A 9972-nucleotide genomic window follows, 5' to 3' on the forward strand; every position below is an offset into this window, starting at 1 on the left:
CGCGCGGGTGATCAGGAGAGGCCGGAGGCCCAGTCGTACCCCTTCAGGTACGGGTCCGGCTTGATCGGCTTGCCGGAGTCCCACACCTGCTTGATCAGCCCGTCGGAGCCGATCTTGCCGATGCGGGCGGTCTTGTAGATGTGCTGGCTCGCACCGTCCACGGTGACCTTGCCCTCGGGCGCGTCGAAGGTGATCCCGTCGGAGGCCGCCTTGACCTTCTCGGGGTCGAACGACTTCGCCTTCTCGACCATCGCCTTCCACAGGTAGACCGAGGTGTACGCGGCTTCCATCGGGTCACTCGTCGGCTTGTCCTGGCCGTACTCGGCCTTGTAGGCCTTCACGAACTTGGTGTTCGCGGCGCCGGCGGTGGTCTGGTAGTAGTTCCACGCCGTCAACTGGCCCGCCAGGTACTGCGCTCCGATCGACTTGACCTCCTCCTCGGCGATCGACACCGAGACGACCGGCATGCCCGTGGCGGTCAGGCCCGCGGACTTGTACTCCTTGAAGAAGGCCACGTTCGAGTCGCCGTTGAGGGTGTTGAACACCGCGTCCGCCTTCGCCGCCTTCACCTTGTTGGCGATCGTGCTGAACTCGGTGGAGCCCAGGGGCGCGTAGTCCTCGCCGAGTACCGTCATGCCGTTGGCCTTGGCGTACGCCCTGATCTCCTTGTTGGCGGTGCGCGGGAAGACGTAGTCGCTGCCGACGAGGTAGATCTTCTTCTTGCCCTGGCTCTTGAGGTAGTCGAGGGCCGGGATGATCTGCTGGTTGGTGGTCGCGCCCGTGTAGAAGATGTACGGGGACTCCTCGAGCCCCTCGTACTGCACGGGGTAGAACAGCAGCGACTTGTTCTTCTCGAAGACCGGCTTGACCGCCTTGCGGCTCGCGGAGGTCCAGCAGCCGAAGGTGGCCGCGACCCGGTCCTCGCTGATGAGCTTCTGCGCCTTCTCGGCGAAGGTCGGCCAGTCGGAGGCGCCGTCCTCGCTGACCGGCTTGATCTTCTTGCCGAGCACCCCGCCCGAGGCGTTGATCTCTTCGATCGCCAGCTTCAGCGAGTCGCGTACGGTCACCTCGCTGATCGCCATCGTGCCGGAGAGCGAGTTGAGCAGTCCGACCTTGACGGTGTCGCCGCTGACGTCGGCCTCAGCGGCCTTGTCGGACGTACCGCCCGCGTCGGTCTTGGCACCGCACGCGGAGAGCGCGACGACCGCCGCGAGCGCCGCCGTGCCGGCCATCAGACGGCGTCGGAGAATACTGGAACTGTTGAAACCGCTGGAACCGCTGGAACCGCTGGAACCGCTGGACAAAAGAACCCCCTCGGGCTGTGGAGGAGACGACCTCCTGAAGTGCGGTCCACAGCCTCAAGTCGCCCTGTTTCCAAAGCGTTTCAGGATACTTTCCCGGCGGTATCTTCCCGCTCTCATGGGGCATTCACCCGGCGTTCTCAGGGCAACAAAAAATGCCCGGGGCTGAATTCGGAACCTGGATTCACGAATTGCCCTAGGCATTCTAGTTACTTCCTGTGGGAAGTATCTTGGTGCGGCCGCGGGCATGTCAAGGGGTGGAACCGTGAAGATCGAGTTCGGCGACCACGTCGAAGTCCACCCCGTCCGCACGCGCCAGATAGATCCGCTGCCGTACGTGGCTGCCGCGCAGGTGGAGCAGCCCGCGCGGTCCCTCGTACGACACGGTGTCGGCCGCCGCTCCGATCGCCGACACCTCCAGCGTCCCGGCCCGGGCGATGAGCGCGGCGAGCAACAGGACGCCCTCGTAACAGGATTCGCCGAGACTTCCCAGGGCCGGTGCCTCGATCCCGTACCTTCCGGCGTACTGGCCGTGGAAGTCGAGGGTGTCCTGATTCGCGAGCGAGGCGAAGAAACCCGCGGTGCTGTAGAGGTCGGACGTGGTGCTCGGGCCGCTGGCCATCAACATGCTCTCGTCCATCAGCGTGCTGAGTCGAAGGCACCGCTCGTCCAGCCCGGCCGCCGCGAACGCCCGGTTGAAGCGCACCGCGTCGCTGCCGACGAGCAGCATCAGGACGGCGTCCGCGTCCGACCGCTCGATGCGGCGCAGTACCCCGTCGAAGTCGTGCGTGCCGAGCGGCAGATAGGCCTGACCGCAGACCTCGCCCCCGAACTCGCGGGCGTAACCGCCCGCCGCGCGGGCGGTTCGGCGGGGCCACACATAATCGTTGCCCACGACGAACCAGCGGCGCGCCCCGCGCTCGTTCGTCAACAGACCCACCGCAGGGCGGAGTTGGTCACGTGGTGTCTCACTGGTGAGGAAAACTCCGGCGGTGTGCTCGCCGCCCTCGTAAAGCGCGGTGTAGACGTAGGGGACCCGATGCGCGATCCTCGGCGCCAGCGCCTGCCGCACGGAGGAGATGTGCCAGCCAGTGACGCCCTGAACGACGCCCAGGTCCACCAGGGCCTCGACGTGGTCGGCGATGTCGCGCGGCGGGGCGCCGCCGTCGACGGGCAGCAGCCTCAGCTCCTTGCCGAGGACGCCGCCCGCACGATTGATCTCCTCCGTGGCCAGTTGCGCGCACAGTTCGCATGTGGGCCCGAAGATGCCTGCCGGGCCCTGGAGGGGAAAGACGAGCGCCACATTGAGCACGGAGTCGTCGGCCGTGAACCAGTCGAGCGCAGGGGGAAGGCTCCGGAACATGGCGTCATGATTTCGGGTCCCCCCGGTGAACTCCAGTCCGTCTCATACGATGTGTGCACCTCGTGACCAAGGAGCAGGATGGGTAGCCGATCCCCGCGTCAGTCTCACGACCTGGTGCGGCTCTTGACGCGGGCCGAGCGGCTGGCCGCGCGCCGCCTCCAGGCCGTCCTGGACGAGGACGGCTGCTCGCTCGACGCCTGGCGGGTGCTGGCCCTGCTCTCCGACGGCGAGGGGCACCACATGACGGCCGTCGCCGAGGCCGCCTTCCTGCCGCCCGCGACACTGACCAAGCTCGTGGACCAACTCGTCGACCAGAACCTGGTGCACCGCCGCGTCGACCCCCTCGACCGGCGCCGCATCCTGGCCCACCTCACCCCGCGCGGCCAGACGTACTGGCGCCGACTCGACCGCGAGGTCCGTGACCGGTGGCCGGTGCTGAGCGACGGCGACGACGAACTGCTGCGGGCCCTGCTCGGCCGTCTGGTGAACACGCTCGAGTCGATCGACGCAGAGTCCACTCTCTGAGACGCTCATCTCGCGGACGGCATTTTCACGTGGGCACCGTCATGTTTCCCAACCGCCGTGGGGCGTCCGGCACTTGTCTGCCAACGTTGTCAGATCTGACTGGTCTACACCCTTGACTGGTACATACCAAAGCGGTTGAGTATGCCTCCACACCCCCCACCACGGCCGCCCCCGACGCCGTGGCCGGCCCCGCCGGCACGTGCGCTCAAGGATCCGCTCCGCGCTGCCCTTGTTCGGGTGCGGCCGTGCTCCGCAAAGGAGTTGACCTGTGTCACGTGTGTCGAGGCGCCCCTTCTCCGCAGTCCTGACCGTGCTCGCCCTCGCGGCCGCCACCCCGGTGTTCCTGCCGGCCTCCGACGCGTCCGCCGCGGCCTGTTCGAGCTATCCCAGCTGGGTCGCGGGAAGGTCGTACGTCACGGGCAATATCGTCCGCTACACCGACGGCAAGGCCTATATCGCCGAGCACGACAACCCGGGCTACGACCCCACCATCAGCACCTGGTACTGGGAGCCGTACGCCTGCGACGGCGGCTCCACGAATCCGTCCGACTTCGTGGTCAGCGAAGCGCAGTTCAACCAGATGTTCCCGAACCGGAATTCCTTCTACACCTACAGCGGGCTGAGGGCGGCGATGAGCGCCTATCCGGCCTTCGCCAACACCGGCAGCGACACCGTGAAGAAGCAGGAAGCCGCCGCCTTCCTCGCCAACGTCAACCACGAGACCGGCGGTCTGGTGTACATCGTGGAGCAGAACACCGCCAACTACCCGACCTACTGCGACTGGAGCCAACCCTACGGCTGCCCGGCCGGCCAGTCCGCGTACTACGGCCGCGGTCCGATTCAGCTCAGCTGGAACTTCAACTACAAGGCCGCGGGCGACGCGCTCGGCATCGACCTCCTCAACAATCCCTACCTGGTGCAGAACGACGCCTCCGTGGCCTGGAAGACCGGCCTGTGGTACTGGAACACGCAGTCGGGCCCCGGCACGATGACGGGTCACAACGCCATGGTCAACGGCGCGGGATTCGGTCAGACGATCCGCAGCATCAACGGCTCCCTGGAGTGCGACGGCAAGAACCCGGCGCAGGTGCAGAGCCGGGTGGACGCGTATCAGCGGTTCGTCCAGATTCTCGGGACCACGGCGGGCGGCAATCTCTACTGCTGACCACGACGAACACTCGCCGACCGGTCGATCGCCGTGCTGCACCTGCGGGGCAAGTGAGGTTCGTGTGCGCGCCGTCGGCTGAGGTTGCCCCTGCGCGGAGCACCGGCACTCCGGCGCCGCGCTCGCCGACCCGCAGGCGGCCGCCCGCCCGTGGAAGCCCAGCGGGCGGATGACCGGCGGCGAGCCGTCGCAGGGCGAGCGACCCCTACGGGGTCAGCCCAACTGCTCGTGCAGGAAGGCCACCGTGCTCTCCCAGGCCCGCGTGGCCGACTCGGGGTGGTACGTCTCGGGGCGGCCGTCATTGAAGAAGGCGTGCTGGGCGGGGTAGAGGCGGAAGTTCGGCGTGATGCCGGACTGCTGCCGGACCGCCTCGCTCAGCTGCTCCAGTCCCTCCGTGGGGATGCTCGTGTCGAGTTCGCCGTAGTGGCCCAGGATCTGCGCCTTGAGGCCGGAGAAGTCGGGCAGCTCGCCCTGGATCACACCGTAGAACGGCACCGCAGCGCTGACGCGAGGGTCGGCCGCGGCCTGGTAGAGGACGAAGCCGCCGCCCATGCAGAAGCCGACCGAACCCACCGTGTCTGAGGTGACCTCGGGCAGGCCGAGCAAGTGGTCGACCGCGCCGGAGAGCAGCTCGACACCGCGCTCCACCGGCAGCTCCTTCATCATCCGGAAAGCCTCACCGCTGTCATGGGCGACATTGCCGCCGTACAGGTCGGGCGCGAGCGCCACGAATCCCTCCGCGGCCAGCCGGTCCGCGACATCGGCGATGTGGTCGGTCAGGCCCCACCACTCCTGGATGACGATCACGCCGGGCCCCTGGCCGGAGGCCGGCAGCGCCAAGTAGCCGTGCGCGGTGGTCCCGGCGCTCGGGAACGTCACGTTCTGATGGGCCGGGGCTCCGGTCGACTTCGGCAGCTCGGACATGGCAGTCAACTCCTGTGGAGGCAGCGTCAGGCGGGGGCACGGCGGGCTGGTCCCCGAGTTGATCTCCACGATGCCATGCATGGGTGCGGTACTTCCTTCCGGCCCGTACGACACGGCGCACGGTCACCTTCGGCAACAGGCCGTACGTCAGGACGGGCGGCAGGACGGGCCGTCGGACGACCCCTCGGTGACCGGCTTGCTCGCCGGACCCCGACCACTCGACCGGATGTCGTACCCTACGTGTTACGTATAACCCCGGAGAGGTCCTGATGAGACACATCGCCCTGGTCACCCTCGTCGTCGACGACTACGACGAGGCGATCCGCTTCTACACCGAAGCCCTCGGATTCCGGCTCGTCGAGGACGCGCCGCGGCCCGACGGATCCCGCTGGGTCGTCGTCGAGCCGGGCACGGAAGGTCAGGGCACCGGACTGGTACTGGGCCGTGCCAAGGACGAGGCGCAGCGCGGCCGGATCGGTGACCAGACCGGAGGGCGCGTGGGCTTCTTCCTGCACACCGACGACTTCGCCCGCGACTACGCGCGTATGCGTGCCGCGGGCGTGACCTTCCTGGAGGAGCCGCGCCACGAGCCCTACGGCTCGGTCGTCGTCTTCCAGGACCTTTACGGCAACCGCTGGGACCTGCTCCAGCCCGCCGCACAGTAGACAGCTCCGCCCGTAGACCCCCCGCCCGTTGACCACCCCGCCCGTAACCACCCTCAGAACAACCTGCCGAGGAACGACACGCATGACCGCGCCCCGCATCGACATCGACACCATCCGCCGTCTCCCCAAGGCCGTCCTGCACGACCACCTCGACGGCGGTCTGCGCCCCGCCACCCTCGTGGAGCTCGCGGAGACGGTCGGCCACACCCTGCCCACCACCGACCCGGACGCTCTGGCCGCCTGGTACTACGAGGCCGCCAACTCCGGTGACCTGGTGCGCTACATAGCCACCTTCGAGCACACCCTCGCCGTGATGCAGACCCGCGAGGGCCTGCTGCGCACCGCCGAGGAGTACGTGCTCGACCTGGCCGAGGACGGTGTCGTCTACGGCGAGGTGCGGTATGCGCCCGAGCTGATGGTGAACGGCGGGCTGACCCTGCCCGAGGTTGTCGAGACCGTTCAGGAGGGCCTGGCGGCCGGCATGGCCAAGGCGGCGGCCGCGGGCGCCCCGGTCCGTGTCGGCACCCTGCTCTGCGGGATGCGCATGTTCGACCGCACCCGTGAGATCGCCGATCTCGCGGTGGCGTTCCGAGACGGCGGCGTCGTCGGCTTCGACATCGCCGGCGCGGAGGACGGCTTCCCGCCCGCCGACCACCTGGCCGCCTTCGAACACCTGCGCGGCGAGAGCGTTCCGTTCACCATCCACGCCGGTGAGGCCCACGGCCTGCCCAGCATCCACCAGGCCCTGCAGGTCTGTGGCGCTCAGCGCATCGGCCACGGCGTCCGCATCACCGACGACATCGTCGACGGCAAGCTCGGCCGCCTTGCGGGCTGGGTGCGCGATCGCCGCGTCGCCCTGGAGATGTGCCCCACCTCCAACCTGCAGACGGGCGCGGCCACCTCCATCGCGGAGCACCCGATCACCACCCTGCGCGATCTCGGCTTCCGCGTCACCCTCAACACCGACAACCGTCTGGTCTCGGGGACGACGATGACCCGCGAGATGTCGCTGCTGGTCGAGGAGGCGGGCTGGGGTGTCGAGGACCTGCGTACGGTCACGGTGAACGCGATCAAGAGCGCGTTCATCCCGTTCGACGAGCGGGCCGCCCTCATCCGGGACGTGGTCCTGCCCGGTTACGAAGCCGCGCTCTGAAGGAGCCCGCGGACGTAGGCGGCCTGGCCGACATGTTGCAGATCGTCGGCCAGGACGCTCACCAGCCGTACGCCCAGGGTGACCGCCGGGGTCCACCGCTCGTCCACGACCTGCTCCAGGTCCTTGGCGGTCAGCCCGCGCACGAACCCCAGGCTCTGTTCGTGCACGGCGTCGTAGTACCCGACCAGCAGGTCGCCGGAGTCCACCCGGACCTTGGCCACCTTCCGGGAGCTGTGACCGTAGCCCGTGTCCAGGCGGGGCAGGTCGAGGCCGAAGCGCTTGTCCCAGCCCTGTGCCGGCCAGACCTGGTCCAGTCCGGCGGCGTCGGCGACATGGTCGTCCTGGACGCGGGAGAGATGCCAGATCAGCCATGAGATGGAGTTGGCGTCGGCAGCGGGGCGGGCATTGAGGTCGTCCGCGGCCAGCCCATCGACGACGGCGTGGACCTCTTCCTGGATGCGGCTGTACGCGTCGATGAGGATGTCCTTGGCATGCATAGGTCCACCATCGCGCACCGCGGTCCCTCACGCGTCCGGAATCCCACTCCCGTGGAAGCCGAGCGGCACCCGGCCCGGTACATGAATCTGGGCAACTGCTCGCCCGTGACGTCCTGAGCGGCCAGGATCCGCAGGTCGTCCGTACCCGGCCGCAGACCGGGGCCGACGCTCCAGCGTTCGAGCGAAGAGCGCTGGAGCCCTTCCAGGGGTGGTGTCAGTCCCCGTCCTGCGAGGTGTCGAGGAGGACCATCAGGGCCCGGGCCGCCGGACTGGTGGCACCCGGCGGCGGGAGCATGGCGACCGTCTCGTACGACGCGTCACGGGCGCCCTTCAGGGGCAGGGAGGTGAGACCGCCGGCCTCCCGCTTGAGGCCGAAGTGCCGTGGTACGACGGCGACGCCGAGGCCCTCGGAGACGAGCTCCAGGAGGCTGTGCACGTCGCTGACCTCGAGCGTCACGGTGCGGTGGACGCCCGCGGCGGCGAAGGCCGCATCGGTGGTGCGGCGCGGTCCCCAGTCCGGGTGGAAGTCGACGAAGGCCTCGCCTCCCAGTTCCTCGGGCGTGACCACGGCGGCGGTCGCCAGGTGGTGCGTGGGATGGCAGAGCACGGTCATCGGCTCGCTGGTCAGCGGGACGGAACGCAGCTGCTCGGTGTCGGCCCGGGTCTTGACGGCGAAGGCGAGATCGAGACGTCCCGCCGCGACCTCCTCGGCCAGCGCGCCGGAACCGGCCTGCCGCAGCCGGATCTCGACATCGGGGTGGCGTCGCCGGAACGCGGCGAGGAGCCGCGCCACATGCACTCCGGCGATGCACTGCTCGGTACCGAGGGAGAGCGTGCCGCGCAGCAGACCCTGCGCGGCGGCGACGGCGTCATGGGCCGCGCGGACCTGCGCGAGGATCCGCTCGGCCTCGCCCAGCAGGGCCCGACCGGCCTCCGTGAGCGTGACGCGGCGGGTGGTGCGGACGAACAGCGGCGCCTGAAGCTCCCGCTCCAGGGCGCGGATCGAGGAGGACAGGCCCGACTGCGACACCATCAGCCGCTCCGCCGCCCGGGTGAAATGCTGATCCTCGGCGACCGCGACGAAATGCTGAAGATGACGCAGTTCCATGGCGGACCAGCCTAATCGCTGAGGGAAGGGCCGGACACAGCCGCTGACCGAGCCGTGGAGGGACGGGAGCGGTCGCCGATTGAGAAGCGCCGTCGCTGAATCCCATCCGATTCTCCCGTTGGACCTCCGCCACAGGCGCGCGCGAGAGTGGAGACCTGTTTTCCCGGCCTTCCAGGAGTACGCGTTGTACACCGCACACCCCGACCGTTACGCGGACATGCCCTACCGGCGCACCGGACGCAGCGGACTGAAGCTGCCCGCGCTGTCGCTCGGCCTGTGGCACAACTTCGGCCCCGACCGGCCGGTGGAGACCCAGCGCGCGATCCTGCGTCGTGCCTTCGACCTCGGCGTCACCCACTTCGACCTGGCGAACAACTACGGTCCGCCGCCCGGCGCCGCCGAATCCGCCCTCGGCGACGCGCTGAAGGCGGACTTCGCGCCCTACCGCGACGAGCTGGTCATCTCCACCAAGGCCGGATACCTGATGTGGCCGGGCCCGTACGGCGAATGGGGCTCGCGCAAGTACCTGCTGTCCTCGCTCGACCAGAGCCTGGCCCGGATGGGCCTCGACCACGTGGACATCTTCTACTCGCACCGCCCCGACCCGGAGACTCCCCTGGAGGAGACGATGGGCGCCCTGCACTCGGCGGTCCAGCAGGGCAAGGCGCTGTACGTCGGCGTCTCCAACTACTCGCCGGAGCAGACCCGTGAAGCCGCCCGCATCCTGGCCGACCTGGGTACCCCGCTCCTGATCCACCAGCCCCGCTACTCGATGCTCGACCGCCGCCCCGAGGACGGGCTCCTGGACGCGCTGGACGAGCTGCGGGTCGGCTCCATCGCCTACTCCCCGCTGGAGCAGGGCCTGCTCACCAGCCGCTACCTCGACGGCATCCCGGAGGGCTCGCGGGCCGCGAGCGACAGCCCCTTCCTGAGCGCGGACACCGTCACCGCCGATCTCGTGGGAAAGCTGCGCGCCCTCGACGAGATCGCCAAGTCCCGCGGCCAGTCCCTGGCGCAGATGGCCCTGGCCTGGGTCCTGCGCGGCGGCCGGGTGACCTCCGCCCTGATCGGCGCGAGCAGCCCTCAGCAGCTGGAGGACAGCGTGACGGCCATCCGCGCACTGGACTTCGACCCGGCGGAGCTGGCCCGGATCGACGCCATCATCAAGCCGTAAGGCTTAGGGCCTGTCCGGCGGATCATGCCGCAGACGCGGGGTCTGGCACGCCCATCTGCGGCGTTGTCGTCGGTTGCCGACGCTCCGCGTCGACGCC

At 68.9% G+C, this 9972-nt stretch carries 10 protein-coding genes; 5 read left to right on the forward strand and 5 right to left on the reverse strand.

From position 1 onward, the window contains the following. Window positions 1-11 precede the first annotated feature (11 nt). On the reverse strand, window positions 12-1232 hold the full coding sequence (urtA, locus tag AB0D57_RS22570; protein ID WP_362075652.1) for an urea ABC transporter substrate-binding protein: 1221 nt from the start codon (window positions 1230-1232) through the stop codon (window positions 12-14). A gap of 319 nt (window positions 1233-1551) precedes the next feature. Beyond that, window positions 1552-2664, reverse strand: coding sequence for a substrate-binding domain-containing protein (locus AB0D57_RS22575; protein ID WP_362075656.1), 1113 nt, complete (start codon window positions 2662-2664; stop codon window positions 1552-1554). Between the two features lie 78 nt (window positions 2665-2742). Here AB0D57_RS22575 and AB0D57_RS22580 point away from each other — a divergent pair, with 78 nt between their 5' ends. Together AB0D57_RS22580 and AB0D57_RS22585 are read left to right on the forward strand one after the other, a co-directional pair. Then, window positions 2743-3189 carry a MarR family transcriptional regulator gene (locus tag AB0D57_RS22580; RefSeq protein ID WP_362075659.1) on the forward strand — a complete coding sequence of 149 codons (447 nt, stop codon included), beginning with the start codon at window positions 2743-2745 and terminating at the stop codon, window positions 3187-3189. A 277-nt stretch (window positions 3190-3466) separates the two neighbouring features. Then, window positions 3467-4354, forward strand: a complete 888-nt coding sequence (locus tag AB0D57_RS22585) for a glycoside hydrolase family 19 protein (protein ID WP_362075688.1) — start codon at window positions 3467-3469, stop codon at window positions 4352-4354. A gap of 213 nt (window positions 4355-4567) precedes the next feature. Here the strand turns inward: AB0D57_RS22585 and AB0D57_RS22590 are convergent, their stop codons facing one another. After that, a complete protein-coding gene (locus tag AB0D57_RS22590) occupies window positions 4568-5278 on the reverse strand; it encodes a dienelactone hydrolase family protein (protein WP_362075662.1) in 711 nt (236 codons plus the stop codon). Between the two features lie 269 nt (window positions 5279-5547). Between AB0D57_RS22590 and AB0D57_RS22595 the strand changes: the two genes are divergently transcribed. Next, the gene (locus tag AB0D57_RS22595) at window positions 5548-5943 is read left to right on the forward strand and encodes a VOC family protein (protein WP_362075665.1); all 396 of its coding nucleotides are present in this window, start codon (window positions 5548-5550) and stop codon (window positions 5941-5943) included. A gap of 82 nt (window positions 5944-6025) precedes the next feature. Beyond that, window positions 6026-7096, forward strand: a complete 1071-nt coding sequence (locus AB0D57_RS22600; RefSeq protein WP_362075668.1) for an adenosine deaminase — start codon at window positions 6026-6028, stop codon at window positions 7094-7096. On the opposite strand, the gene AB0D57_RS22605 is transcribed toward AB0D57_RS22600, so the two are convergent. Further along, window positions 7078-7593, reverse strand: coding sequence for a DinB family protein (locus tag AB0D57_RS22605; RefSeq protein ID WP_362075671.1), 516 nt, complete (start codon window positions 7591-7593; stop codon window positions 7078-7080). The two genes, AB0D57_RS22600 and AB0D57_RS22605, sit on opposite strands and share 19 nt — an antisense overlap. Before the next feature lie 214 nt (window positions 7594-7807). Then, window positions 7808-8701 carry a LysR family transcriptional regulator gene (locus tag AB0D57_RS22610; protein WP_362075674.1) on the reverse strand — a complete coding sequence of 298 codons (894 nt, stop codon included), beginning with the start codon at window positions 8699-8701 and terminating at the stop codon, window positions 7808-7810. 184 nt (window positions 8702-8885) lie between these two features. On the opposite strand from AB0D57_RS22610, the gene mgrA reads away from it, so the two are divergent. Beyond that, complete coding sequence (mgrA, locus tag AB0D57_RS22615) at window positions 8886-9875, forward strand: L-glyceraldehyde 3-phosphate reductase (RefSeq protein ID WP_362075677.1); 990 nt, start codon at window positions 8886-8888, stop codon at window positions 9873-9875. The last annotated feature ends 97 nt before the right edge of the window (window positions 9876-9972 follow it).

This window comes from Streptomyces sp. NPDC048275, from assembly GCF_040652275.1.
Lineage (GTDB): Bacteria > Actinomycetota > Actinomycetes > Streptomycetales > Streptomycetaceae > Streptomyces.

Coding starts and splice junctions, on each gene's coding strand:
- urtA (WP_362075652.1), bottom strand. CDS start 1,232: ATGGCCGGCACGGCGGCGCTCGCGGCGGTCGTCGCGCTCTCCGCGTGC.
- AB0D57_RS22610 (WP_362075674.1), bottom strand. CDS start 8,701: ATGGAACTGCGTCATCTTCAGCATTTCGTCGCGGTCGCCGAGGATCAG.
- AB0D57_RS22605 (WP_362075671.1), bottom strand. CDS start 7,593: ATGCATGCCAAGGACATCCTCATCGACGCGTACAGCCGCATCCAGGAA.
- AB0D57_RS22600 (WP_362075668.1), top strand. CDS start 6,026: ATGACCGCGCCCCGCATCGACATCGACACCATCCGCCGTCTCCCCAAG.
- AB0D57_RS22590 (WP_362075662.1), bottom strand. CDS start 5,278: ATGTCCGAGCTGCCGAAGTCGACCGGAGCCCCGGCCCATCAGAACGTG.
- AB0D57_RS22595 (WP_362075665.1), top strand. CDS start 5,548: ATGAGACACATCGCCCTGGTCACCCTCGTCGTCGACGACTACGACGAG.
- AB0D57_RS22580 (WP_362075659.1), top strand. CDS start 2,743: ATGGGTAGCCGATCCCCGCGTCAGTCTCACGACCTGGTGCGGCTCTTG.
- AB0D57_RS22575 (WP_362075656.1), bottom strand. CDS start 2,664: ATGTTCCGGAGCCTTCCCCCTGCGCTCGACTGGTTCACGGCCGACGAC.